We start from the raw sequence: 24,139 nt of genomic DNA, 5'->3' as shown, positions 1-24,139 counted from the left end.
GCACGATTTGCCTTGCTCGAAAAACAAAAAGCCCCGGCTGATCAAATCAGCCGGGGCTTTTTGCGGGCGGTCGGGCAAGCGCTTATTGAAACAGCGACTCGCTCGACAGGCCATTTTTCTCAAGGATCTCGCGAAGGCGCTTGAGGCCCTCCACTTGGATCTGCCGTACCCGTTCACGGGTCAGACCGATCTCCAGGCCTACGTCCTCCAGCGTGCTGCTTTCGTGACCGCGCAGGCCGAAGCGGCGGATCACCACCTCGCGCTGCTTGTCGGTCAGTTCCGACAGCCATTGATCAATGCTTTGCGACAGGTCGTCATCCTGCAGCAGTTCGCACGGATCGGTCGGACGATCGTCAGTGAGGGTGTCCAGCAGGGTTTTATCCGAATCCGGACCCAGCGAGACGTCGACCGAAGAAACCCGTTCGTTCAGGCCGAGCATGCGCTTGACCTCGCCCACCGGTTTTTCCAGCAGGTTGGCAATTTCTTCGGGTGAAGGTTCGTGATCGAGTTTTTGCGTCAGCTCCCGTGCAGCCCGCAGGTACACGTTGAGCTCCTTGACCACATGAATCGGCAACCGGATGGTCCGGGTCTGATTCATGATCGCGCGTTCGATGGTCTGACGGATCCACCACGTGGCGTAGGTCGAGAAGCGGAAGCCGCGCTCGGGATCAAATTTTTCTACCGCGCGGATCAATCCGAGGTTGCCCTCTTCAATCAGATCCAGCAGCGACAGCCCCCGATTGACGTAACGCCGAGCGATCTTGACGACCAGCCGCAGGTTACTTTCGATCATGCGCTTGCGTCCGGCCGGGTCGCCACTTTGCGACAAGCGCGCAAAATGAACTTCTTCTTCCGGGGAGAGCAGAGGGGAAAAGCCGATTTCGTTGAGATACAGCTGCGTGGCATCAAGTGCCCGGGTGTAGTCGATGTACTTGTGTTGTTTAAGTGAAGCGGATTGTCTGGATTTGGAACGAACGGAAGGTGGAGCAGCCCCTTCATCATTCGACATCGAAGATTCCGAATCGATGCCGGCCTCCATAAGGAGAACCTCATCGTCGATGTCAAACTCCGGCACTTCTTTACTGAGAGCCATTGTTATAGTCCTTTGGTGAGTTCGACCCCAAGCTCAAGCGACGCCTTTATCCTTGGCAACGCTGGAGCCTGTCCCCTCTACGCGACGGAACAGGCTGGCCTTCAAATCAACGTCTTGGCAGGAACTGCAGCGGATCCACTGGTTTACCTTGGCGGCGAATCTCAAAATGCAGTTTCACCCGGTCTGTACCCGTTGACCCCATTTCGGCAATTGTCTGTCCGACCTTGACCTGCTGCCCCTCCCGAACCAACAGCCTGCGGTTATGTCCGTAAGCACTGACGTAGGTTTCGCTGTGTTTGATGATGACCAATTCGCCGTAGCCCCTTAAGCCACTCCCGGCGTATACGACGGTCCCATCAGACGCAGCTAAAACAGGCTGTCCCAAATCTCCGGCGATATCAATTCCTTTATTCAAACTACCGTTTGAAGAGAATTTTCCAATCAGAACGCCATTAGATGGCCATCCCCAGCCGGTCGGGGCCGGGCCTGCCGGAGGCAGTGGAGCGGGCCCCGGTTTGCTCGCGACGGACGGTACAACCCCTTTGGAACCGGTGGTTGTAGTGGTGGTGGTGCCATTCGCCTGGCGCCGGATTACCGTGGTTTTACTCGACGAAGAAGGTGAAGAACTGGAGTTGCTCACCACCGCCGTCGGTGTTGAACCGCTACGGCCGTCAAAGCGAATTGTCTGACCTGGATGGATCGTATACGGCGTAGGAATGTTGTTCCGCGCGGCGAGGGTTTTGTAGTCCCAGCCGTAACGAAAGGCGATCGAAAACAAAGTATCGCCGGGACGGACTACATACTGCCCGGTGGTGACGGTAGGACGTTGCGCCACCGCATTGTTGCGATCAACAACGCGCACGTTGCTCGATTTGGTGCTGGAGCAACCGACCAGCAAGGTGCTCAAGACAAGGCCAGTCACCAGGCGCTGAAAGCTCGTGTTACCCATACGCTGCGCAATGACTGTGAGACTCACCCGCCGCTCCCTTTGTGGTGGCTGAAAATTCTGAATGCCGCACCGCGGCATGAGGTGTCGCAAGTATAACGGGCCGAATCGGCTTTACCTTTAATGAAGCGAAATCGCCGGGCGCACACGTTTGCCAGTGGCAAGTACGCTGCGTTTAATCTCTGGCTGCCGCTGTAAGACCGACGCCGTTGAAAGGAATTCAGCGCCTGTCTGCAAATGCTCAGGCCAGTGGCCCGTTGAGCAAAGGCACGAAGCGGACGGCCCCCAGAACGTGTCGGGAAAAACCGTGTTCTTCGCGCACGATCAGCATCAGTTGTTGCACTTCACCGGAGCCGACCGGAATCACCATGCGCCCACCGGGGGCCAGTTGATCAAGCAACGCTTGCGGCACGTCGGTCGCCACAGCGGTAACGATGATGCCGTTATACGGCGCCAGCGCCGGCCAGCCTTCCCAGCCATCACCCCAGCGAAACACCACATTACGCAGGTTCAACTCGACCAGACGCTCCTTGGCGCGATCCTGCAGAACCTTGATGCGCTCCACCGAAAACACTCGCTCAACCAGTTGCGACAATACCGCCGTCTGGTAGCCGGAGCCGGTACCGATCTCCAGTACCTTGTCCAACGGGCCCGCCTCCAACAGCAGCTCGCTCATGCGCGCCACCATATAAGGCTGGGAAATCGTCTGGTTGTTGCCGATCGGCAGCGCGGTGTCTTCGTAAGCCCGGTGCGCCAGCGCCTCGTCGACAAACAGGTGACGCGGCGTGCGGCGGATCACTTCCAGCACTTTGGCGTTCGACACGCCTTCTTCATACAGACGCTGGATCAGCCGCTCGCGGGTGCGCTGGGAAGTCATGCCTATGCCGCTGCGCAGGCGATCATCATGCTCACGCATCAGCTCAATCCTCCCAGCCAGCCATCGAGACTTCTGAACGCATCATTGAAGGTGCGATCGAGCTGCAACGGCGTGATGGACACATAGCCCTGCATGACGGCATGAAAATCAGTGCCCGGGCCACCGTCTTCGGCGTCGCCGGCGGCGGCAATCCAGTAACCGGCCTTGCCACGCGGATCGACCACTTTCATCGGCGCCGCCGCGCGGGCGCGATGGCCGAGGCGGGTCAGCTGGATGCCACGGATGTGATCGATAGGCAAATTGGGAATGTTCACGTTGAGCACCGTGCGCGGTGGCAGATCGAGCCCGGCGTGGGCCTCGACCAGCTTGCGCGCGAAGTACGCCGCCGTCGGCAGGTTATCCACCTGACGCGAGACCAATGAGAATGCAAAGGCTGGACGCTCGAGAAATCGTCCTTCAAGCGCAGCCGCCACGGTTCCGGAATACAGCACGTCGTCACCGAGGTTGGCGCCCAGGTTGATGCCGGAAACCACCATATCGGCCTCGCGTTCCAACAGGCCATTGAGCCCCAGGTGAATGCAATCGGTCGGTGTGCCGTTGAGGCTGATAAAGCCGTTGGCCAGGTATTGCGGGTGCAGCGGACGGTCGAGCGTCAGCGAACTGCTGGCGCCGCTTTTGTCCTGTTCCGGGGCGATAACCACGCATTCGGTGTAATCCGCCAGCGCAGCATAAAGCGCGGCGAGACCGGGTGCGGTTACCCCATCGTCGTTAGAAATCAGAATACGCATGGGCTGTCCGTCTGCCCCACCGGCACCAGATCAACGAGCTCGCGCACCAATACGGTGGCAAAGCATCCGGCCGGGAGGACGAATTCCAGTTGCAGAATGTCAGGTTGGGGATAATGCCACGTCAACCCGCCAATGGGCAGACGCAGGATGCGACGTTCATGGCTCATGCCGGCGTGAATCAACCAGTCGCGCAGATCCGCTTCGCGGGCGGCGATCGCCTGCTCCAGTTCATGGACTGCGCCAGCGGCCGGCGAGTCACCTTCGCCCCACTGCGGACCGGTCGGGTGCAGGTCGAGAATCGCCAGACGCGGGTCGCTGCACTCGGCCTCACCGGCGGGGAAAAAACTGCGGCTGTCGGTGAACGCCAACAGATCGCCGACCAGTGCGGTATTCCAAGTGCCATCGGCGACGCGCGCCGCCAGCACTTGGTTGAAGAGATAACTACGTGCCGTCGACAGCAAGCGCGAACGCACATTGCGCTGTTCCGGCAAGGCCTTGCGTGCGGCCCAGGCACGCGCATCGACAACGTTGCCGCCGTCATGGCCAAAGCGCTGGGCGCCGAAATAATTGGGGATGCCTTGTCTGGCGATCAGTTGCAGCCGCTGCTCAATCGCGTCTTTGTCGCCATTGAATTGAGTCAGGCGCAGGGTGAAGCCATTGGCCGAATGCGCACCGCGTTGCAGTTTGCGTTTATGGCGCGTGGTCTTGAGGATCTTCAGCGTGTCGTTTTCCGCTGCCGACAGATCCGGATCGGCCTTGCCCGGCAGCTGCACGCTGAACCACTGTCGGGTCAGGGCCTGACGATCCTTGAGCCCGGCATAGCTGACGGTGCGCAACGGCACGCCCGCGGCCTTGGCAATACGCCGCGCCGCTTCTTCGGTATTGAGGCCGCGCTTTTCCACCCAGATCCACAGATGTTCGCCGTCACCGCTGAACGGGATATCCAGCACTTCATCGACCTGAAAATCTTCGGCGATGGCCTTCAGTACCGCTGTGCCGAGGGGCTCGCCATAGGCCCGCGGGCCGAGCAATTGCAGTTCATTCATGCGCGCAGCAACAAGGCAACGGAGTGCACGGCGATGCCTTCTTCGCGACCGACAAAGCCAAGCTTTTCGGTGGTGGTAGCTTTGACGTTCACTTGATCCAACTCAACTTGAAGATCCGCCGCGATCAGCGCGCGCATCGATTCGATATGCGGCGCCATTTTCGGCGCCTGGGCAACGATGGTGTTATCGACGTTGCCGATTTTCCAGCCTTTGGCGTGGATCAGGCTGACCACGTGACGCAACAGCACGCGGCTGTCGGCGCCCTTGAATTGCGGGTCGGTGTCCGGGAAGTGTTTGCCGATATCACCCAGCGCCGCGGCGCCGAGCAAGGCATCGCTCAAGGCGTGCAGCAGGACGTCACCGTCGGAATGAGCGAGCAGCCCGAAGCCGTGTGCAATCCGCACGCCGCCCAGAGTAATGAAATCGCCTTCAGCGAAACGGTGCACATCGTAGCCGTGGCCAATACGCATAAAAAAACGCCCCGATTTTTGTCAGGGCGTGATTCTACCTGCTTTGTCAGACATTAGGCGCCTAGAGCGCGCGCGTGATGCTGCAAGTGGTCGTCAATGAAGCTTGAGATGAAGAAATAGCTGTGGTCGTAGCCCGGTTGCAGGCGCAACTCCAGCGGATGCCCCGCTTGTTTTGCTGCGTGTTGCAGGGCTTCGGGCTTGAGCTGGGTGGCGAGGAAGTCGTCGCGATCACCTTGATCGACCAGCAATGGCAACCTCTCGGCAGCATCGGCGATCAGCACGCACGCGTCCCACTCTTTCCACTTCGAGCGGTCTTCGCCCAGATAATGAGAAAAGGCTTTCTGGCCCCATGGGCAATCGATCGGATGGGTGATCGGCGAAAAGGCCGACACCGATTTATAGCGCCCGGGGTTGCGCAAAGCACAAACCAGAGCACCGTGACCGCCCATGGAGTGGCCGCTGATGCTGCGTTTGTCGGAGGCGGGGAAATGCGCTTCAACCAGTGCAGGCAATTCCTTCACGACATAGTCATGCATCCGATAGTGACGCGCCCATGGCGCCTGCGTGGCGTTCAGATAAAACCCCGCGCCGAGGCCAAAGTCCCAGGCCTTCTCTGCATCGTCAGGGACATCCGGGCCACGCGGGCTGGTGTCCGGCGCGACGATGATCAGACCGAGCTGCGCGGCCATGCGCATCGCACCGGCCTTCTGCATGAAGTTCTCATCGGTACAGGTCAGCCCCGACAACCAGTACAACACCGGCAGCTTGCCGCCCTGCTCCGCCTGCGGCGGCAGGTAGACGGCAAAGACCATATCGCAATCAAGCACTTCGGAGCGATGGCGATAGCGCTTATGCCAACCACCGAAACTCTTCTGACAGGAAATATTTTCCAGATTCAAGGGATTCTCCCTAGCTGTAAGCTGCAAGCCGCAAGCTTCAAGAAAAAAGCACGAATGCCTTTACTTGCAGCTTGAAACTTGCAGCTCGGAGCTGCTGTTAGAAATGTATGACGGTGCGGATGCTCTTGCCTTCGTGCATCAGGTCGAACGCCTTGTTGATATCTTCCAGGCCCATGGTGTGGGTGATGAAGGTATCCAGCGGGATTTCGCCGCTCTGGGCCATGTCGACGTAGCTTGGCAATTCGCTGCGGCCACGCACGCCGCCGAACGCCGAACCGCGCCAGACGCGACCGGTGACCAGCTGGAATGGGCGAGTGGCAATTTCCTGGCCGGCACCGGCCACACCGATGATGACCGACTCGCCCCAGCCTTTGTGGCAGCACTCAAGCGCGGCGCGCATCAGTTGCACATTGCCGATGCACTCGAAGGAAAAGTCGACGCCGCCGTCGGTCATGTCGACGATTACTTCCTGAATCGGACGATCGTAGTCTTTCGGGTTCACGCAGTCGGTAGCACCCAGCTGCCTGGCAATTTCGAACTTGGCCGGGTTGATGTCGATGGCGATGATGCGCGCGGCCTTGGCTTTCACCGCGCCAATCACGGCCGACAAGCCAATACCACCGAGACCGAAGATAGCCACGGTGTCACCCAGTTTGACCTTGGCGGTGTTGAGCACGGCGCCGATGCCGGTGGTGACGCCGCAGCCGAGCAGGCAGACCTTTTCCAGCGGCGCATCTTTGGAGATCTTGGCCACGGAAATTTCCGGAAGCACGGTGTATTCAGAGAAGGTCGACGTGCCCATGTAGTGGAAAATCGTTTCGCCCTTGTAGGAAAAACGCGAAGTGCCGTCTGGCATCAGGCCTTTGCCTTGGGTAGCGCGAATGGCCTGACAGAGGTTGGTCTTGCCCGATTTGCAGAATTTGCACTGGCCGCATTCAGGGGTGTAGAGGGGGATGACGTGATCGCCGACGGCGACCGAGGTCACGCCCTCGCCAATCGCTTCAACGATAGCGCCGCCTTCATGACCGAGGATCGACGGGAAGATGCCCTCCGGATCTGCGCCGGACAAGGTGTACGCGTCTGTATGGCATACGCCGGAAGCGACGACGCGCAGCAGTACTTCACCGGCCTTGGGCATGGCGACATCGACTTCTACGATTTCCAGGGGCTTCTTGGCCTCGAAGGCAACGGCGGCGCGTGACTTGATCATGCTGACTCTCCAGTAAATCCAGTGAATAAAAAAGCAGACAGACAGTGTAGTTCAGCGCGCACTGAGGAATAATCCGGACGAAAGCAAAACATTATTGCCATACAGGGATAATCCAAGTGTCGGAAAACCGCTGGGAAGGCATTGACGAGTTTGTCGCCGTCGCCGAGTGCAACCAATTCACCGCCGCTGCCGAACGTCTTGGGGTTTCTTCCTCACACATCAGTCGACAAATCGTACGGCTCGAAGAGCGTTTGCAGACGCGTCTGCTCTACCGCAGTACCCGTCGCGTAACGCTGACCGAAGCCGGGCAGACTTTCCTGCAACATTGCCAGCGCCTGCAGGACGGTCGTGAGGAAGCCTTGCGCGCGGTGGGCGATCTGACCAGCGAACCGAAAGGCATGCTGCGCATGACCTGCGCCGTAGCCTATGGCGAACGGTTCATCGTGCCGCTGGTGACGCGCTTCATGGGGCTGTATCCGCAGTTGCGCATCGACATCGAGTTGAGCAATCGCCAGCTGGACCTAGTGCATGAAGGGCTGGACCTGGCGATTCGCCTCGGTCGGCTACAGGATTCACGCTTGGTCGCGACACGTCTGGCGCCACGAAGAATGTACCTGTGCGCGTCACCTTCCTACCTTGAACGGTACGGGCGCCCACACAGTTTGTCGGAGTTGAGTCGGCACAACTGCCTGATCGGCAGTTCGGATATTTGGCAACTGGAACAGAACGGCCGGGAATTTTCCCAGCGGGTGCAGGGAAACTGGCGCTGCAACAGTGGGCAGGCGGTGCTGGATGCGGCGCTGCAGGGGGTCGGGTTGTGTCAGTTGCCGGACTATTACGTGCTCGAGCATTTGCACAGCGGCGCGCTGATTTCCTTGCTGGAGACGCATCAGCCGCCGAATACGGCGGTGTGGGCGCTGTATCCGCAGCAGCGGCATTTGTCGCCGAAGGTGCGCAAGTTGGTGGATTATTTGAAGGTGGGACTGGCGGAGCGTCCGGAATATCGGGATTGAAAAGCCAAAAGATCGCAGCCTTCGGTGTAGTGGTTCAGTCTTTTTAAACCAATCCGTAGGAGCATTAGGCCGCCTGTCGCTCAAACAGCGCAGGCGGCAAGTGGTTCGAAGCAGAGTGGCAACGGCGATGGTTGTAATGTGAGATGAAGTCCATCACATCCTTCTCCGCTTCGATGTGGGTTTGATAACCGTTTTCCGGCATCCAATCGTGCTTCAGCGTCCTGAAATAGCGCTCAACCACTGCATTATCCCAACAATTACCTCGACGGCTCATGCTTTGAACGATCCGGTTGTCTGCCAAACAGGCGACAAATCGATCAGCTGTGTACTGACAGCCCTGGTCTGAGTGAAATAGCAGTTCAGGCATTGGTCGGCGTAGTGACACTGCCAACTTCAATGCTTTAGCAGCCAGCGCAGCATCGGCAGTTCGGGAGCACGCCCAGCCAACAATCCTGCGTGAAAAAAGATCCATCACCACTGCCAGATAAAGCCAGCTATTCCCAACTCTGATGTAGGTTATATCGCCTGCCCAAAGCGTATCTGGCTGAGTCGGATTGAAGCGACGATCAAGTATGTTCGGAGCAACGACTGCCGGTTTTGTAGTACGACGATAGTGGGCATACCGTGGTCTGCGTCGGTGCAGACCGAAAGTTTTGATCAGCGAGCGCATTCGATAGCGACCGATAAAGATCCCTTTCTTTCTCAACGCTTTGCAGAGCCCTCGAGTACCCAGGGCCTCTCGATGTTCTTTATGCAACGCACGAAGTCTGCGCCTTAGCCACCGCAGGCCCGGCTTAAAACGCTTGGTTTTGCGGTTTATGTAATAGCTACTACGGGCGATGCCAAGCACGGAGCATACGCGCCGAACTGACATAGCACCTCTTACGCCATCAATCATTTGGTTCGACCGAACAGAACCTTTAGATGAGAGGGCAATTGCTTTTTTAGCACTTGGTTCTCGGCCTCAAGCAGCGCCAGTTTCGCCTGCAGCGACTCGATCAGCTCCTGATCCTGTAATCGTGGCAACTGAGTAACTTCGTTCTGCTGCCGACGCCAGCGAGCAACCCAGCGACGCAAAGCTGTGAGGCCCACACCAGTGGCTTCACAGGCCTTAGGGACGGAGTAATGCATCTCCACCACTAACCGAATAGCTTCTGCTTTTTCTTCAGGCGTAACGACCCGATATCCCATGACGCTTCCTTAAATCGAGGCTCCTACATCATGGTCTAAAAAAGTTCGACCACAACACGGCAGCTCCTACAGGAAATCGCATTCCTCTGTAGGAGCTGCCGAAGGCTGCGATCTTTTGGTCTTTAAGGGCGGTTCGCCCAACGCTGGCGCAACCACTCCAGATCTTCCGGCCGGGTCACTTTGAGATTATCCGCCCGCCCTTCGACCAGACGCGGCGCCAGACCGGCCCACTCCATAGCCGAAGCCTCGTCGGTAATCACCGCATCAGCGACCAGACTGTCCGCCAACGCCCGATGCAAAGCCCCGAGGCGAAACATCTGCGGCGTATACGCCTGCCAGATCACGCTGCGATCCACCGTTTCAACCACACGCCCGTTTTTATCAACGCGTTTAAGCGTGTCGCGAGCGGGAACCGCCAGTAGACCGCCCACCGGGTCATCCGCCATTTCAGCGAGCAACTTGTCAAGATCATCACGACTCAGATTGGGCCGGGCCGCATCGTGCACCAGCACCCAATCGTCATCGTCGGCACCCTGCGCATGCAGATGCAGCAAGGCGTTGAGCACCGAACCGGAACGCTCGGCTGCGCCGTCGACCCGCTGAATGCGCGAATCGTTGACGCAGGCCAGGTTCGGCCAATAAGGATCGTCAACCGCAAGACTGACCACCAGCCCCTTGAGGCTCGGGTGATCGAGGAAACAGCCGAGGCTGTGTTCGAGAATTGTGCGCCCGCCCAGTTGCAGATATTGCTTGGGACGGTCCGCGGCCATTCGGGCACCGACACCCGCGGCAGGAATCACGGCCCAGAAGGCCGGCAGGGAATCGATCATTGGGCCAACTGGTAAAGGGTTTCGCCGTCCTTGACCATGCCCAGTTCGTGACGAGCCCGCTCTTCAACGGTCTCCATGCCTTTTTTCAATTCGCTGACTTCAGCGTCCATCACCCGGTTGCGCTCCAGCAAGCCTTCGTTCTCGGCATGTTGATCGGCGATCTGCTGTTTCAGCTCGGCGACCTGCGCCAGACTGCCATTGCCCACCCACAGGCGGTACTGCAGACCGGCCAGCAGCAAGAGCAAAACGAGAAACAACCAGTAAGGACTGCGCATCGAATATCAGGTATCCAGTGAAAAAAGACAGCCACGCATCATGTTGCTGCATCTGATAGCACGAAGCCTGGAAAGATCCAGGCTTGTGCTTAAGGCATCAGATTAGTGGCAAATCCATCGCTGTCACGACTTTTCCGACACAATCCGGTGTCCTTTGATCAGGTTGCGCTTAACCGCGGAACTCGGCGCGGCCGTTGTACTTGGCCTTGCCGTTCAACTGCTCTTCGATACGCAGCAGTTGGTTGTACTTGGAAACGCGGTCGGAGCGGCACAGCGAACCGGTCTTGATCTGGCCAGCCGAGGTGCCCACTGCCAGGTCGGCAATGGTCGAATCTTCGGTTTCGCCGGAACGGTGCGAGATCACTGCGGTGTAACCGGCAGCCTTGGCCATCTGGATGGCTTCCAGGGTTTCGGTCAGGGTGCCGATCTGGTTGAACTTGATCAGGATCGAGTTGGCGATCTTTTTATCGATGCCTTCTTTCAGGATCTTGGTGTTGGTCACGAACAGGTCGTCGCCTACCAACTGGGTCTTCTCGCCGATCTTGTCGGTGAGGATTTTCCAGCCAGCCCAGTCGGACTCGTCCAGACCGTCTTCGATGGAGATGATCGGGTAACGCTCGGTCAGACCCTTGAGGTAGTCGGCGAAACCTTCAGCGGTGAACACCTGACCTTCGCCGGACAGGTTGTACTTGCCGTCTTCGTAGAACTCGCTCGCAGCGCAGTCCAGCGCCAGGGTCACGTCGGTGCCCAGCTTGTAACCGGCATTGGCCACGGCTTCGGAGATCACTTTCAGCGCATCTTCGTTGGACGCCAGGTTCGGTGCGAAACCGCCTTCGTCGCCAACGGCGGTGCTCAGGCCACGGGCCTTCAGCACGGCTTTCAAGTGGTGGAAAATCTCGGTGCCCATGCGCAGACCTTCCGAGAAAGACTTGGCGCCGACTGGCTGCACCATGAATTCCTGGATGTCGACGTTGTTATCGGCGTGCTCGCCACCGTTGATGATGTTCATCATCGGTACCGGCATCGAGTACACACCCGGGGTGCCGTTGAGGTTGGCGATGTGTGCGTACAGCGGCAGGTCCTGATCCTGCGCAGCCGCCTTGGCCGCAGCCAGGGACACGGCGAGGATGGCGTTGGCGCCCAGGGTCGCTTTGTTTTCGGTACCGTCGAGCTTGATCATCGCCTGGTCGAGGGCTTTCTGGTCGCTTGGGTCAGTGCCCAGCAGCAGATCGCGGATCGGACCGTTGATGTTGGCTACCGCCTTGAGCACGCCCTTGCCCAGGTAACGGCTCTTGTCGCCATCACGCAGCTCGAGTGCTTCACGCGAGCCAGTGGATGCACCGGACGGCGCGCAGGCGCTGCCGATGATGCCGTTGTCGAGAAGCACGTCCGCTTCCACGGTGGGATTGCCACGGGAGTCGAGAACTTCACGACCTTTGATGTCGACGATTTTTGCCATTGTTGTAAACACTCCAAAGTTGACGAAAACGACGCAGCTAGAGGAAATCTTTATCGTCGGCAAGCGAGGTACAGCGGGCAGACTTGCAGACGACAGCGCTCAAGCCCGAGGGCCTGAGCGACAAATCGTGCGGTACTTTACCGGAGAATCGAGCGTTACGCGGTTTCTACCGTCGGAAAACTCTTCACCAGTTCGTCCAGAGCTTTGAGCTGGGCCAGGAATGGCTCCAGTTTGTCCAGACGCAAGGCGCAAGGGCCGTCGCATTTGGCGTTGTCCGGATCCGGGTGCGCTTCGAGGAACAGACCCGCCAGCGACTGGCTCATGCCGGCCTTGGCCAGGTCCAGGACCTGGGCACGACGACCGCCGGCGGAGTCGGCACGACCACCAGGCATTTGCAGCGCGTGGGTCACGTCGAAGAAGACCGGGTATTCGAACTGCTTCATGATGCCGAAGCCGAGCATGTCGACCACGAGATTGTTGTAGCCGAAGCTCGAACCGCGCTCGCAGAGGATCAACTGATCGTTACCGGCTTCGACGCACTTGTTCAGGATGTGTTTCATTTCCTGAGGCGCGAGAAACTGGGCTTTCTTGATGTTGATCACGGCGTTGGTCCTGGCCATCGCGACAACCAGATCGGTCTGGCGCGACAGGAAGGCCGGCAACTGAATGATGTCGCAGACTTCAGCGACGACCGCGGCCTGATCCGGCTCGTGGACGTCGGTGATGATCGGCACGCCGAAGGCCTGTTTGATGTCCTGGAAGATGCGCATGCCCTCTTCCAGGCCAGGACCGCGATAGGAGGTCACAGAAGACCGGTTGGCCTTGTCGAAGCTGGCCTTGAACACGTAAGGGATACCCAGTTTTTCGGTGACCTTTACGTACTCTTCGCAAACCTGCATGGCCATGTCACGGCTTTCCAGCACGTTCATGCCGCCGAACAGGACCATCGGCTTGTCGTTGGCAATCTCGATGTCGCCGACGCGGATAATCTTCTGTGCCATCGGGTTACGCCTTCTTCTGGTGTTGAGCCAACGCGGCTTTGACGAAACCGCTGAACAGCGGGTGGCCGTCGCGTGGGGTCGAGGTGAACTCAGGGTGGAACTGGCAGGCGACGAACCATGGATGATCCGGCGCTTCAACCACTTCGACCAGCGCAGCATCGGCGGAGCGACCGGAGATTTTCAGGCCGGCTTCGATGATCTGCGGCAGCAGGTTGTTGTTCACTTCGTAACGGTGACGGTGACGCTCGACGATCACATCCTTGCCGTAGCAATCGTGCACTTTGGAGCCCGGCTCGAGCAGGCAATCCTGCGCGCCGAGGCGCATGGTGCCGCCCAGATCGGACGCTTCGGTACGCACTTCAACAGCGCCGGTGGCGTCTTCCCACTCGGTGATCAGGCCGACAACCGGATGACCGCTGGCACGATCGAACTCGGTGGAGTTGGCGTCTTTCCAGCCCAGCACGTTACGAGCGAATTCGATGACCGCCACTTGCATGCCGAGGCAGATGCCGAGGTACGGAACCTTGTTTTCGCGAGCGTACTGAACGGCAGTGATCTTGCCTTCCACGCCACGCAGACCGAAGCCGCCCGGCACCAGAATCGCGTCGACACCTTCGAGCAGCGCAGTGCCCTGGTTTTCGATGTCTTCGGAATCGATGTAGCGCAAGTTGACCTTGGTGCGGTTGCTGATGCCGGCGTGACTCATCGCTTCGATCAGCGACTTGTAGGCGTCGAGCAATTCCATGTACTTGCCGACCATGGCGATGGTCACTTCGTGTTCCGGGTTCAGCTTGGCATCGACCACTGCGTCCCATTCGGACAGGTCAGCGCTGCCGCATTGCAGACCGAAACGCTCGACGACGAAATCGTCCAGACCCTGCGAGTGCAGGATGCCCGGGATCTTGTAGATGGTATCGGCGTCTTCCAGCGCGATCACCGCACGCTCTTCAACGTTGGTGAACTGCGCGATCTTGCGACGCGAGGACACGTCGATCGGGTGATCGGAACGGCAGACCAGCACGTCTGGCTGCAGACCGATCGAACGCAGTTCCTTGACGGAGTGCTGGGTCGGTTTGGTCTTGGTTTCGCCGGCGGTGGCGATGTACGGCACCAGCGTCAGGTGCATCAGCATCGCGCGCTTGGCGCCGACTTCGAAACGCAGCTGGCGGATGGCTTCGAGGAACGGTTGCGACTCGATGTCACCGACGGTGCCACCGATTTCGACCATCGCCACGTCTGCATCACCGGCACCCTTGATGATGCGGCGCTTGATTTCGTCGGTGATGTGCGGGATCACCTGGATGGTTGCACCCAGGTAGTCGCCACGGCGCTCTTTGCGCAGCACGTGCTCGTAGACGCGGCCGGTGGTGAAGTTGTTGTTCTGGGTCATGGTCGTGCGGATGAACCGCTCGTAGTGACCCAGGTCCAGGTCGGTCTCGGCGCCGTCGTGGGTGACGAACACTTCACCGTGCTGGAACGGGCTCATGGTGCCTGGATCGACGTTGATGTACGGATCCAGCTTCAGCATGGTGACCTTAAGCCCCCGCGCCTCCAGGATAGCCGCCAATGAAGCCGAGGCAATGCCTTTCCCCAATGAAGAAACAACACCGCCCGTGACGAATATGTAGCGCGTCATGAAAAACCCTAGAAGTCTGCGTTAAAGCGGAACGAGCCGCCGGGGAAAGCGAAGGAAGGCCGAAGCCCCCGATCACCTGCATTAATCACAGTGCACCTTTCGAAAAAACCGCCGCGTTGTGACAGACCGGCAGATGAAACACCGGTACGTTGCTCGCTACACATTTTTTGGAATCGCCCAGCAAAGACTGCTTGGTAATCGGCAACTCCTGCAATTCAGGCGAATCCACAGAAGTTGTATCAAGAAGGGAGCGTAGTCTACCGGAATGCTCCTTTCAGCTCAAACCTTGATCTTCGTCTGTTGGCTGCCAGTGCAATGTCCAGCCTTCGTGCATCTGACCGTCGAGACCCGACAGGTTCGCCACCGCGAGCAATTCTTCGCCACGAAACAGCAGCGGCAATCTGCCACGCACGAATGCCGGCACCGCGCGCTCATTGAGCAGACGCTTGAGATCACGACGACCGCGCTCGGCCAGTTGCATGACCTCACCGCCCTGCCGATAGGCAATGCGCAAAGGCCCGAATGGAGCTTGCCCGTGAAACATGACGCGCCCGTTATCGGCCAAGCGTAGCGCTGACCTCGGGGTCTGCCAGTCGGCGCCGATCACTGGTAGGCGCAGCCAATGACCACTCAGCCACCAGATGCGGCCGGCGCTGCGGTGCAATTCGCCGTCGGCCAGCCGCCAGATCGGAGCGGCGTCGGCGCTGGCATCGCGCAGGTCGATCCAGCCCGACCAATGGTCAGCGTCTGGCAGCCGGGTCAACGGTTCGAGCCAGTGGCTGAGGGCATTTCGCTGGCGCGCGTCAGCCAGCGCTGCCAACGGCGCCAGCGCCAGGGATGGCACGCCGAGCCAATCAAACTCATGTGAAGTTTCAGCCTGCGCCAGATCGATCTGCGCCAGCTCATCAAGCAAGCCCTGCGCTTCACGCAGATGCGCCGCCGTACGCGCCATGCTCGCCTGCGCCTGCGGCCAGCGCTCGGTCAGCACCGGCATGATCTGGTGACGCAGATAGTTGCGCGAAAACTGCCGATCCTGATTCGACGGATCTTCGATCCAGCGCAACTGATGTGTCTGTGCATAACTTTCCAGCTCAGCGCGGCTGACATCCAGCAACGGTCGCACCAGCATGCCCTTCCCCACCGGGCGCTGCTGCGGCATCCCGCCAAGCCCACGTACGCCGGCTCCGCGCAACAGGCGAAACAGCAGCGTTTCCGCCTGGTCGTCGCGGTGTTGGCCGGTCAGAAGCACTTCATTGGTCTGCGTCAGCGAATTGAACGCGGCATAACGCGCATCCCGCGCCGCCCGCTCCAGGCTCGCCCCGCCCTTCACGGTTACCCGCTCCACGTGCAAAGGAACATCCAGCGCTTCGCAAATGGCCTGGCAATGTTGCGGCCATGCATCGGCCGCAGCCTGAAGGCCGTGGTGGATATGAATGGCGCTTAGCGCTGGGAGGGATTCGGTTTTCGCCAGAGTGGCGAGCAGATGCAGGAGGACGGTGGAATCGAGGCCGCCCGAGAAGGCGACGCGCCAGTGAGCGGCGTTGCGCCAGGGCTCAAGGTTCAGCAGAAGCTGCGACGGCAAATCACTCATGGACTGACCCATATCTAACTCTTTGCCCCAAAACAAATGTAGGAGTGAGCCTGCTCGCGATAGCGGTGTGACAGCCAACACATGGGTTGAATGTTACACCGCTATCGCGAGCAGGCTCACTCCTACAAGGGGTAGCGCTCGACTTAGAGACCGTAGCTCATCAGGCGATCGTAACGGCGCTTGAGCAGCGCTTCGTTATCGAACTGCTTGAGCATCGCCAGTTGCGAGCTCAGTTCGGCGCGGATCGACGCAGCCGCCGCAGCCGGATCACGGTGGGCGCCGCCCAGTGGCTCGCTGATCACCTTGTCGACGATACCCAGGCCTTTCAGACGCTCGGCGGTGATGCCCATTGCTTCAGCGGCATCCGGCGCTTTCTCGGCAGTTTTCCACAGGATCGAAGCGCAACCTTCCGGCGAGATCACCGCGTAGGTCGAATATTGCAGCATGTTCAGTTGATCGCAGACGCCGATGGCCAGTGCGCCGCCGGAACCACCTTCACCGATCACGGTGGCGATGATCGGGGTTTTCAGACGCGCCATCACGCGCAGGTTCCAGGCGATCGCTTCGCTCTGGTTGCGCTCTTCGGCGTCAATGCCCGGGTAGGCACCCGGGGTGTCGATGAAGGTCAGGATCGGCATCTTGAAGCGCTCGGCCATCTCCATCAGGCGGCAGGCCTTGCGGTAGCCTTCCGGGCGCGGCATGCCGAAGTTGCGGCGGACTTTCTCGCGTACTTCACGGCCCTTCTGGTGGCCGATGATCATCACCGGCTGGTCTTCCAGACGGGCGATACCGCCAACGATGGCAGCGTCGTCGGAGAAGTGACGGTCGCCGTGCAACTCGTCGAACTCGGTGAAGATGTGCTCGATGTAGTCGAGGGTGTAAGGGCGTTTCGGGTGACGCGCCAGGCGTGCGATCTGCCAACTGGTCAGCTTGCCAAAAATGTCTTCGGTCAGCGTCTTGCTCTTGTCCTGCAGGCGGGAGATCTCATCGCCGATATTCAGCGAATTGTCATTACCGACCAAGCGCAACTCTTCGATCTTGGCTTGCAGGTCGGCGATCGGCTGTTCGAAATCTAGAAAATTCGGGTTCATAGGCGTCCGTCTTGGGTCGTGTCCCAAGTGAGCTTGGGCCGGCCGGTTGTCTATTCGCGCCCTACCTTAAGGGAGAGGCGCGCTGAGGTCGAGATTAAAAATTCAGGTTGCGGGCAAGCGCAATGATGGCACTTGCCGGTCAACGGTATTGGAGGAAGACGTTGTCTCGCCCGAACTGGTCACGCAGGGCTTGAATCAAGGCATCCGCCGGGTCGATCCGCCAGGTCTCGCCGAACTGCAGCAAGGTCTTCGCATCCGGGCTGGTGTACTCCATGGTCACCGGGCACGCGCCGCGATGACGCTTGAGCAGTTCGCCCAACCAGCGTAGCTGATCGCCTTTGAGATCCTGGGTGTGCAGCTTCAGGCGCAGGCTTTCGGCCAGGTTGGTCCGCGCATCCTCCATGCTCATCACGCGTTTGACCCGCAGGCGCAGGCCGCCGGAGAAGTCGTCGTTGCTGACTTCGCCCTCGACCACCACCATCGCGTCGGTCTGCAGCAGTGACTGCGCGGAATGGAACGCATCGGCAAACAGCGACGCCTCGATCCGCCCGGAACGGTCGTCGAGGGTGATGAAGCCCATCTTGTCGCCCTTCTTGTTCTTCATCACCCGCAGGGCAATGATCATCCCCGCCACAGTCTGCGTATCGCGCGCCGGTTTCAGGTCGATGATGCGCTGACGGGCGAAGCGGCGAATCTCGCCTTCGTACTCGTCGATCGGGTGACCGGTCAGGTACAGGCCCAAGGTGTCTTTTTCACCCTTGAGACGTTCCTTGAGGGTCAGCTCCTTGGCCTTGCGATGGGATGCATAAACGTCGGCATCTTCTTCGACGAACAAACCGCCAAACAGATCGGCGTGACCACTGTCGTGAGTACGCGCAGTCTGCTCGGCCGCCTTGATAGCTTCTTCCATCGCCGCCAGCAGCACCGCGCGGTTGCGGTCGATGTTGGCTTGATAGGCTTTCTGCTCGTCATGGAAATACGGGCCGAGGCGATCCAGCGCACCGCTGCGAATCAGGCCATCGAGGGTGCGTTTGTTGATGCGCTTGAGGTCGACCCGCGCGCAGAAATCGAACAGATCCTTGAATGGACCGGCCTGACGCGCTTCGGTGATCGCTTCCACCGGGCCTTCACCGACGCCTTTGATCGCGCCGAGGCCATAAACGATACGGCCGTCGTCGTTCACCGTGAACTTGAACTCCGAAGTGTTCACGTCTGGCGCGTCGAGACGCAGCTTCATCGTGCGCACTTCCTCGATCAAGGTCACGACCTTGTCGGTGTTGTGCATGTCCGCCGAGAGTACCGCGGCCATGAACGGCGCCGGGTAGTGGGCTTTCAGCCAGGCGGTCTGGTACGACACCAGGCCGTAGGCAGCGGAGTGGGACTTGTTAAAGCCGTAACCGGCGAATTTTTCCACCAGGTCGAAAATGTTACCGGCAAGGTCGGCGTCGATGCCGTTGGTCGCGCAACCTTCAATGAAACCGCCGCGCTGCTTGGCCATTTCCTCGGGCTTTTTCTTACCCATCGCTCGACGCAGCATGTCCGCACCACCGAGGGTGTAACCGGCCATGACCTGGGCAATCTGCATCACCTGTTCCTGATACAGGATGATGCCGTAAGTCGGCGCCAGTACCGGCTTGAGGCCGTCGTACTGGTAGTCCGAGTGCGGATAGGCCAGCTCGGCGCGCCCGTGCTTACGGTTGATGAAGTCGTCCACCATGCCCGATTGCAGCGGGCCCGGACGGAACAGGGCCACCAGTGCGATCAAGTCTTCCAGGCAGTCGGGCTTGAGCTTTTTGATCAGCTCCTTCATGCCGCGGGATTCAAGCTGGAACACCGCCGTGGTTTCGGCTTTTTGCAGCAACTGGTAGGTCGGCTTGTCGTCCAGCGGGATAAAAGCGATATCCAGCGGCGGCTCGTTGACCTTGGCGCGGTCGCGGTTGATGGTTTTCAGCGCCCAGTCGATGATCGTCAGCGTACGCAGGCCGAGGAAGTCGAACTTCACCAGACCGGCTGCCTCAACGTCGTCCTTGTCGAACTGGGTCACCAGACCGTCGCCGGCCTCGTCGCAATAGATTGGCGAGAAGTCGGTCAGCTTGGTCGGTGCGATCACCACACCACCGGCGTGTTTGCCGACGTTACGCACCACGCCCTCGAGCTTGCGCGCCATCTCCCAGATTTCCGCCGCTTCTTCATCGACCTTGATGAAGTCACGCAGGATCTCTTCCTGCTCGTAGGCTTTTTCCAGGGTCATGCCGACTTCGAACGGAATCATCTTCGACAGACGATCCGCCAGGCCGTAGGACTTGCCCTGCACCCGCGCCACATCGCGCACCACAGCCTTGGCGGCCATGGAACCGAAGGTGATGATCTGGCTCACCGCGTTGCGACCGTATTTCTCGGCCACGTAATCGATCACGCGGTCGCGACCGTCCATGCAGAAGTCGACGTCGAAGTCGGGCATGGAAACCCGTTCCGGGTTGAGGAAACGTTCGAACAGCAGGTCATATTCCAGCGGGTCGAGGTCGGTGATCTTCTGTACGTAAGCCACCAGCGACCCGGCACCCGACCCACGGCCCGGACCTACCGGTACGCCGTTGTTCTTGGCCCACTGGATAAAGTCCATCACGATCAGGAAGTAACCGGGAAAGCCCATCTGGATGATGATATCCAGCTCGAAATTCAAGCGATCGACGTACACCTGACGCTTGGCTTCGTAGTCTTCGGTGGTGTCCTTGGGCAGCAGCACCGCCAGGCGTTCTTCGAGACCTTCGAAGGAAACCTTGCGGAAATATTCGTCGATGGTCATGCCATCGGGGATCGGGAAGTTGGGCAGGAAGTGCGTGCCCAGCTTAACGTCGATGTTGCAGCGCTTGGCGATCTCGACGGTGTTTTCGATGGCGTCGGGAATATCGCTGAACAGCTCGAGCATTTCCTCGGCGCTTTTCAGGTATTGCTGATCGCTGTAATTCTTTGAGCGGCGCGGATCGTCGAGTGCGCGGCCTTCACCGATACACACGCGGGTTTCGTGGGCGGCGAAGTCTTCCTGCTTGATGAAGCGCACATCGTTGGTCGCCACCAGCGGCGCGCCGAGTTTGTCGGCCAGGGCCACGGCGCCGTGCAGTTGCTCTTCATCGTTGGGACGGTTGGTGCGCTGGATTTCCAGATAGAAGCGATCCGGGAACACCGCCATCCACTCGCGCGTCAGCACTTCGGCTTCCGCCGGATTGCCGCCGATCATCGCCATGCCGATCTCGCCTTCTTTGGCGGCGGACAGCATGATCAGGCCTTCGTTGGCCTCGGCCACCCACTCGCGCTCGACGATGACCATGCCGTTGCGCTGGCCTTCGATGAAGCCGCGGGAGATCAGTTCGGTGAGATTGCGATAACCCTGAGCGTTCATCACCAGCAGGCTGATGCGGCTCAGCGGCGCATCCGGGTCCTTGTTCGCCAGCCACAGGTCGGCACCGCAGATCGGCTTGATGCCGGCGCCCATGGCGTTTTTATAGAACTTGACCAGAGAACACATGTTGTTCTGATCGGTGACCGCGACCGCCGGCATGTTCATGGCGGTCAGCGCCTTGACCAGGGGCTTGATCCGCACCAGCCCGTCGACCAGGGAGTACTCAGTGTGCAGGCGTAGATGAACGAATGAAGCCGGCATAGTGATCCTGTCCAGTTACATAGAGACAACGAGGCCCGGATTGTACCGGGCCTCGAATAAAACATCAGCCTTGTGCCTAAACCTGCGTGAGGCTTTCCCGCGCCTCATAAGCCAGGCGGACCGGGGCGAACGAGCGGCGGTGAATCGGCGTCGGGCCGAGCCGCGCCAGCGCTTCCAGATGAACGGGCGTCGGGTAGCCTTTATGGCCGCCGATGCCGTAGCCCGGGTAGATCAATTCGAATGCCGCCATCTCGCGATCGCGACTGACCTTGGCCAGAATCGACGCCGCTGCGATGGCCGGAACCTTGCCATCACCCTGAATCACCGCTTCGGCGCGCATCGGCAGATGCGGGCAGCGGTTGCCATCGATCATCGCCAGTTTCGGCTGAACGTGCAGGCCAGCGACCGCACGCTGCATCGCCAACATGGTGGCGTGGAGAATGTTCAGATCATCGATTTCTTCGACCTCGGCGCGGGCAATGCACCAGCTCAGGGCCTTTTCGCAGATCTCGTCGTAAAGCTTTTCACGCTTGGCTTCGGTGAGCTTCTTCGAATCGTCGAGGCCGAGGATTGGCCGGTTCGGATCGAGGATCACCGCCGCCGTCACCACCGCGCCACACAAGGGGCCACGACCCACTTCATCGACACCGGCGACCAGTTCTTCGACTTCGGCGACCAGGGTGAAATCGAGGCCCATCTGCATGCTTGTCTTGCTCATTGTGGTTTGCCGATCAGGTTAAGGACGGCGTCCGCCGCCTGATTGGAAGCATCGCGCCGCAGCGTGCGGTGGATCTCGTCGAAACCGCGGGTCTGTTCCTCTCCGCCTTCGATCAATGGCGACAGCGTCTGCGCCAACGCCTCGACAGTCGCATCATCCTGCAACAACTCCGGCACCAGCAAGCGCTGGGCGAGCAAGTTGGGCAGCGACACGTAGGGGCTCTTGACCATGCGTTTGAGAATCCAGAATGTCAGCGGCGCCAATCGATACGCCACCACCATCGGCCGCTTGTACAGCAGCGCTTCAAGGGTAGCAGTGCCCGATGCGATCAACACGGCGTTGCACGCGGCGAGGGCCAGATGCGATTTACCATCGAGCAATGTCACCGGCAAATCGCGGCCGACCAGCAGCGCTTCCAATTGCACGCGGCGTTCCGGATTGGCACAGGGAATGACAAAGCGTACGCCCGGACGCATGCCTCGCAGGCGCTCGGCAGTATCCAGAAACAGTGCGCCGAGGCGACTGACTTCACCGCCACGGCTGCCCGGCATCAGTGCCACCAGCGGGCCGTCGGGCAAACCCAACTCGGCACGTGCAGCGGCGCGGTCAGCCTCGAGCGGAATCGTATCGGCGAGGGTGTGACCGACGAAACGTACCGGCACGCCCTTCTCTTCGTAGAATTTCGCTTCGAACGGCAACAGCGTGAGCATCAGATCGCAACCTTCGCGGATCTTCAGCACCCGCTTCTGCCGCCACGCCCACACCGACGGGCTGACGTAATGCACGGTCTTGATCCCGGCCTGACGCAGCTTGAGTTCGATATTGAGGTTGAAATCCGGCGCGTCGATGCCGATGAACACGTCCGGCCTGGCGGCGATCAGCGTGGCAATCAAGTCCTTGCGGCGCTTGAGCAATTCACGCAGCCGACCGAGCACTTCCACCAGGCCCATGACCGACAGGCGCTCCATGGGGAAGTACGAGGTCAGGCCTTCGGCCTGCATCAGCGGCCCGCCGACACCGATGAACTCGATCGCCGGATGTTGTGCCTTGAGCGCGCGCATAAGGCCGGCGCCGAGAATGTCACCGGAAGCCTCACCCGCCACCAGCGCAATACGCAGACTGGCCATGATCAGCGGGTGATGCCGCGGGTCGATGCCTGGATCGAATCGCGGAACACGGCGACTTCAGGGAACTGCGCAGACGGCTCGACCAGCTCGGCCAGCGCCTGCTCGACCGTCAGGCCCTGGCGGTAGACGGTCTTGTAGGCACGGCGCAAGGCGTGGATCGCATCTTCGCTGAAACCCCGACGGCGCATGCCTTCGAAGTTCATGCTGCGCGCCTCGGCCGGGTTGCCGAACACGGTGACGAACGCCGGAACGTCCTTGCCGATCGCCGTGCCCATGCCGGAAAAGCTGTGCGCGCCGATGTGGCAGTACTGATGCACCAGGGTGAAACCGGAGAGGATCGCCCAGTCGTCAACGTGCACATGGCCAGCCAGCGCAGTGTTGTTGACCAGAATGCAGTGATTGCCGATGACGCTGTCGTGACCGATGTGGGCATAGGCCATGATCAGGTTGTGATCACCCAGGGTGGTTTCCGAACGATCCTGAACGGTGCCACGGTGAATGGTCACGCCTTCGCGGATGACGTTGTGGTCACCGATCACCAGGCGGGTTTCCTCGCCTTTGTATTTCAGATCCGGGGTGTCTTCGCCTACCGAAGAAAACTGGTAGATGCGATTGTGCTTACCAATGCGGGTCGGCCCCTTGAGGATCACATGCGGCCCGATCACGGTACCCTCGCCGATTTCCACACCTGCGCCGATGATCGACCACGGGCCGACCTCGACGCCGTCAGCCAGAACGGCGGACGGATCGATGATTGCGCGAGGGTCAATCAAACTCATACTTTTTGTTCCGCGCAGATGATTTCCGCCGAGCAGACCGGCTTGCCATCGACCGAAGCCTGGCACTCGAATTTCCAGATCTTGCGCTTGCAGCTGATGAAGGTCGCTTCAAGAATCAACTGGTCGCCCGGCTTGACTGGCTGACGGAAGCGCAGCTTGTCGGAACCGACGAAGTAATACAGGGTGCCGTCGGCCGGTTTGACGTCGAGCATCTTGAAACCGAGGATCCCGGCAGCCTGAGCCATCGCTTCGATGATCAGCACGCCCGGCATGATCGGATGCGCAGGGAAGTGACCATTGAAGAACGGTTCATTGATGCTGACATTCTTGTAGGCGCGAATTCGCTTGCCTTCAGTGTCCAGTTCCACCACCCGGTCCACCAGCAGGAACGGGTAACGGTGAGGCAGGTATTCGCGAATCTCGTTGATGTCCATCATT

At 59.6% G+C, this 24,139-nt stretch carries 23 protein-coding genes; 1 reads left to right on the top strand and 22 read right to left on the bottom strand.

The window, feature by feature from the left end; all coding sequences use genetic code 11:
• Positions 1 to 82: 82 nt before the first annotated feature.
• The 8 genes from rpoS to BLU71_RS00845 form a co-directional block, all read right to left on the bottom strand.
• Positions 83 to 1,093 carry an RNA polymerase sigma factor RpoS gene (gene rpoS, locus BLU71_RS00880; protein ID WP_042606998.1) on the bottom strand — a complete coding sequence of 337 codons (1,011 nt, stop codon included), beginning with the start codon at positions 1,091 to 1,093 and terminating at the stop codon, positions 83 to 85.
• Positions 1,094 to 1,199: 106 nt separating this feature from the next.
• Positions 1,200 to 2,069, bottom strand: a complete 870-nt coding sequence (locus tag BLU71_RS00875) for a peptidoglycan DD-metalloendopeptidase family protein (RefSeq protein WP_083352107.1) — start codon at positions 2,067 to 2,069, stop codon at positions 1,200 to 1,202.
• Between the two features lie 211 nt (positions 2,070 to 2,280).
• Positions 2,281 to 2,916, bottom strand: coding sequence for a protein-L-isoaspartate(D-aspartate) O-methyltransferase (locus tag BLU71_RS00870; RefSeq protein WP_160768345.1), 636 nt, complete (start codon positions 2,914 to 2,916; stop codon positions 2,281 to 2,283).
• Between the two features lie 38 nt (positions 2,917 to 2,954).
• Positions 2,955 to 3,704: a 5'/3'-nucleotidase SurE gene (gene surE / locus BLU71_RS00865; RefSeq protein ID WP_042606997.1), complete on the bottom strand. Its 750-nt coding sequence runs from the start codon at positions 3,702 to 3,704 to the stop codon at positions 2,955 to 2,957.
• The gene (gene truD, locus BLU71_RS00860) at positions 3,692 to 4,750 is read right to left on the bottom strand and encodes a tRNA pseudouridine(13) synthase TruD (RefSeq protein WP_083352106.1); all 1,059 of its coding nucleotides are present in this window, start codon (positions 4,748 to 4,750) and stop codon (positions 3,692 to 3,694) included. Before truD ends, surE begins: the two co-directional genes overlap by 13 nt.
• Complete coding sequence (gene ispF / locus BLU71_RS00855; RefSeq protein WP_042606995.1) at positions 4,747 to 5,220, bottom strand: 2-C-methyl-D-erythritol 2,4-cyclodiphosphate synthase; 474 nt, start codon at positions 5,218 to 5,220, stop codon at positions 4,747 to 4,749. The genes truD and ispF overlap by 4 nt, the downstream gene beginning before the upstream one ends.
• A gap of 53 nt (positions 5,221 to 5,273) precedes the next feature.
• A complete protein-coding gene (fghA, locus tag BLU71_RS00850; protein WP_064364246.1) occupies positions 5,274 to 6,119 on the bottom strand; it encodes an S-formylglutathione hydrolase in 846 nt (281 codons plus the stop codon).
• Between the two features lie 97 nt (positions 6,120 to 6,216).
• The gene (locus BLU71_RS00845) at positions 6,217 to 7,329 is read right to left on the bottom strand and encodes an S-(hydroxymethyl)glutathione dehydrogenase/class III alcohol dehydrogenase (protein ID WP_083352105.1); all 1,113 of its coding nucleotides are present in this window, start codon (positions 7,327 to 7,329) and stop codon (positions 6,217 to 6,219) included.
• Between the two features lie 116 nt (positions 7,330 to 7,445).
• Here BLU71_RS00845 and BLU71_RS00840 point away from each other — a divergent pair, with 116 nt between their 5' ends.
• Positions 7,446 to 8,342, top strand: coding sequence for a LysR substrate-binding domain-containing protein (locus BLU71_RS00840; protein WP_064364248.1), 897 nt, complete (start codon positions 7,446 to 7,448; stop codon positions 8,340 to 8,342).
• Positions 8,343 to 8,406: 64 nt separating this feature from the next.
• Here BLU71_RS00840 and BLU71_RS00835 read toward each other — a convergent pair whose 3' ends face one another.
• From BLU71_RS00835 to fabZ, 14 genes are all read right to left on the bottom strand, one after another.
• Positions 8,407 to 9,216 carry an IS3 family transposase gene (locus BLU71_RS00835; protein ID WP_231982542.1) on the bottom strand — a complete coding sequence of 270 codons (810 nt, stop codon included), beginning with the start codon at positions 9,214 to 9,216 and terminating at the stop codon, positions 8,407 to 8,409.
• 20 nt (positions 9,217 to 9,236) lie between these two features.
• On the bottom strand, positions 9,237 to 9,533 hold the full coding sequence (locus BLU71_RS00830; protein ID WP_083352103.1) for an IS3 family transposase: 297 nt from the start codon (positions 9,531 to 9,533) through the stop codon (positions 9,237 to 9,239).
• 122 nt (positions 9,534 to 9,655) lie between these two features.
• Positions 9,656 to 10,363, bottom strand: a complete 708-nt coding sequence (ispD, locus tag BLU71_RS00825; RefSeq protein ID WP_083352102.1) for a 2-C-methyl-D-erythritol 4-phosphate cytidylyltransferase — start codon at positions 10,361 to 10,363, stop codon at positions 9,656 to 9,658.
• Positions 10,360 to 10,638 (bottom strand): cell division protein FtsB, encoded by a 279-nt coding sequence (gene ftsB, locus BLU71_RS00820; protein WP_007964293.1) that lies wholly within the window; start codon positions 10,636 to 10,638, stop codon positions 10,360 to 10,362. The genes ispD and ftsB overlap by 4 nt, the downstream gene beginning before the upstream one ends.
• A gap of 169 nt (positions 10,639 to 10,807) precedes the next feature.
• A complete protein-coding gene (gene eno / locus BLU71_RS00815) occupies positions 10,808 to 12,097 on the bottom strand; it encodes a phosphopyruvate hydratase (protein WP_041478121.1) in 1,290 nt (429 codons plus the stop codon).
• Positions 12,098 to 12,252: 155 nt separating this feature from the next.
• Positions 12,253 to 13,098, bottom strand: a complete 846-nt coding sequence (gene kdsA / locus BLU71_RS00810) for a 3-deoxy-8-phosphooctulonate synthase (RefSeq protein ID WP_065615281.1) — start codon at positions 13,096 to 13,098, stop codon at positions 12,253 to 12,255.
• A gap of 4 nt (positions 13,099 to 13,102) precedes the next feature.
• Positions 13,103 to 14,734, bottom strand: coding sequence for a CTP synthase (locus tag BLU71_RS00805; protein ID WP_016771462.1), 1,632 nt, complete (start codon positions 14,732 to 14,734; stop codon positions 13,103 to 13,105).
• Positions 14,735 to 15,008: 274 nt separating this feature from the next.
• Positions 15,009 to 16,337: a tRNA lysidine(34) synthetase TilS gene (tilS, locus tag BLU71_RS00800; protein WP_083352101.1), complete on the bottom strand. Its 1,329-nt coding sequence runs from the start codon at positions 16,335 to 16,337 to the stop codon at positions 15,009 to 15,011.
• A gap of 131 nt (positions 16,338 to 16,468) precedes the next feature.
• Positions 16,469 to 17,416, bottom strand: a complete 948-nt coding sequence (locus BLU71_RS00795; RefSeq protein WP_016771465.1) for an acetyl-CoA carboxylase carboxyltransferase subunit alpha — start codon at positions 17,414 to 17,416, stop codon at positions 16,469 to 16,471.
• Between the two features lie 139 nt (positions 17,417 to 17,555).
• The gene (gene dnaE, locus BLU71_RS00790; RefSeq protein ID WP_083352100.1) at positions 17,556 to 21,077 is read right to left on the bottom strand and encodes a DNA polymerase III subunit alpha; all 3,522 of its coding nucleotides are present in this window, start codon (positions 21,075 to 21,077) and stop codon (positions 17,556 to 17,558) included.
• Positions 21,078 to 21,153: 76 nt separating this feature from the next.
• A complete protein-coding gene (gene rnhB / locus BLU71_RS00785; protein WP_042606986.1) occupies positions 21,154 to 21,780 on the bottom strand; it encodes a ribonuclease HII in 627 nt (208 codons plus the stop codon).
• Positions 21,781 to 21,791: 11 nt separating this feature from the next.
• Positions 21,792 to 22,922: a lipid-A-disaccharide synthase gene (gene lpxB / locus BLU71_RS00780; RefSeq protein ID WP_042606985.1), complete on the bottom strand. Its 1,131-nt coding sequence runs from the start codon at positions 22,920 to 22,922 to the stop codon at positions 21,792 to 21,794.
• 2 nt (positions 22,923 to 22,924) lie between these two features.
• Complete coding sequence (lpxA, locus tag BLU71_RS00775) at positions 22,925 to 23,701, bottom strand: acyl-ACP--UDP-N-acetylglucosamine O-acyltransferase (RefSeq protein ID WP_064364255.1); 777 nt, start codon at positions 23,699 to 23,701, stop codon at positions 22,925 to 22,927.
• Positions 23,698 to 24,138 carry a 3-hydroxyacyl-ACP dehydratase FabZ gene (gene fabZ / locus BLU71_RS00770; protein ID WP_016771469.1) on the bottom strand — a complete coding sequence of 147 codons (441 nt, stop codon included), beginning with the start codon at positions 24,136 to 24,138 and terminating at the stop codon, positions 23,698 to 23,700. Before fabZ ends, lpxA begins: the two co-directional genes overlap by 4 nt.
• Position 24,139 lies beyond the last annotated feature (1 nt).

It is taken from the genome of Pseudomonas moraviensis (genome assembly GCF_900105805.1).
Classification (GTDB): Bacteria; Pseudomonadota; Gammaproteobacteria; order Pseudomonadales; family Pseudomonadaceae; genus Aquipseudomonas; species Aquipseudomonas moraviensis_A.
This window is presented reverse-complemented; position numbering and strand designations above follow the sequence as displayed.

Bases quoted from the DNA above. Each gene is read 5' to 3' on its own strand.
- rpoS (WP_042606998.1), bottom strand. From the start codon at position 1,093: ATGGCTCTCAGTAAAGAAGTGCCGGAGTTTGACATCGACGATGAGGTT.
- BLU71_RS00870 (WP_160768345.1), bottom strand. From the start codon at position 2,916: ATGACTTCCCAGCGCACCCGCGAGCGGCTGATCCAGCGTCTGTATGAA.
- surE (WP_042606997.1), bottom strand. From the start codon at position 3,704: ATGCGTATTCTGATTTCTAACGACGATGGGGTAACCGCACCCGGTCTC.
- truD (WP_083352106.1), bottom strand. From the start codon at position 4,750: ATGAATGAACTGCAATTGCTCGGCCCGCGGGCCTATGGCGAGCCCCTC.
- ispF (WP_042606995.1), bottom strand. From the start codon at position 5,220: ATGCGTATTGGCCACGGCTACGATGTGCACCGTTTCGCTGAAGGCGAT.
- BLU71_RS00845 (WP_083352105.1), bottom strand. From the start codon at position 7,329: ATGATCAAGTCACGCGCCGCCGTTGCCTTCGAGGCCAAGAAGCCCCTG.
- BLU71_RS00835 (WP_231982542.1), bottom strand. From the start codon at position 9,216: ATGTCAGTTCGGCGCGTATGCTCCGTGCTTGGCATCGCCCGTAGTAGC.
- BLU71_RS00830 (WP_083352103.1), bottom strand. From the start codon at position 9,533: ATGGGATATCGGGTCGTTACGCCTGAAGAAAAAGCAGAAGCTATTCGG.
- ispD (WP_083352102.1), bottom strand. From the start codon at position 10,363: ATGATCGATTCCCTGCCGGCCTTCTGGGCCGTGATTCCTGCCGCGGGT.
- ftsB (WP_007964293.1), bottom strand. From the start codon at position 10,638: ATGCGCAGTCCTTACTGGTTGTTTCTCGTTTTGCTCTTGCTGCTGGCC.
- eno (WP_041478121.1), bottom strand. From the start codon at position 12,097: ATGGCAAAAATCGTCGACATCAAAGGTCGTGAAGTTCTCGACTCCCGT.
- kdsA (WP_065615281.1), bottom strand. From the start codon at position 13,098: ATGGCACAGAAGATTATCCGCGTCGGCGACATCGAGATTGCCAACGAC.
- BLU71_RS00805 (WP_016771462.1), bottom strand. From the start codon at position 14,734: ATGACGCGCTACATATTCGTCACGGGCGGTGTTGTTTCTTCATTGGGG.
- tilS (WP_083352101.1), bottom strand. From the start codon at position 16,337: ATGGGTCAGTCCATGAGTGATTTGCCGTCGCAGCTTCTGCTGAACCTT.
- BLU71_RS00795 (WP_016771465.1), bottom strand. From the start codon at position 17,416: ATGAACCCGAATTTTCTAGATTTCGAACAGCCGATCGCCGACCTGCAA.
- dnaE (WP_083352100.1), bottom strand. From the start codon at position 21,077: ATGCCGGCTTCATTCGTTCATCTACGCCTGCACACTGAGTACTCCCTG.
- rnhB (WP_042606986.1), bottom strand. From the start codon at position 21,780: ATGCAGATGGGCCTCGATTTCACCCTGGTCGCCGAAGTCGAAGAACTG.
- lpxB (WP_042606985.1), bottom strand. From the start codon at position 22,922: ATGGCCAGTCTGCGTATTGCGCTGGTGGCGGGTGAGGCTTCCGGTGAC.
- lpxA (WP_064364255.1), bottom strand. From the start codon at position 23,701: ATGAGTTTGATTGACCCTCGCGCAATCATCGATCCGTCCGCCGTTCTG.
- fabZ (WP_016771469.1), bottom strand. From the start codon at position 24,138: ATGATGGACATCAACGAGATTCGCGAATACCTGCCTCACCGTTACCCG.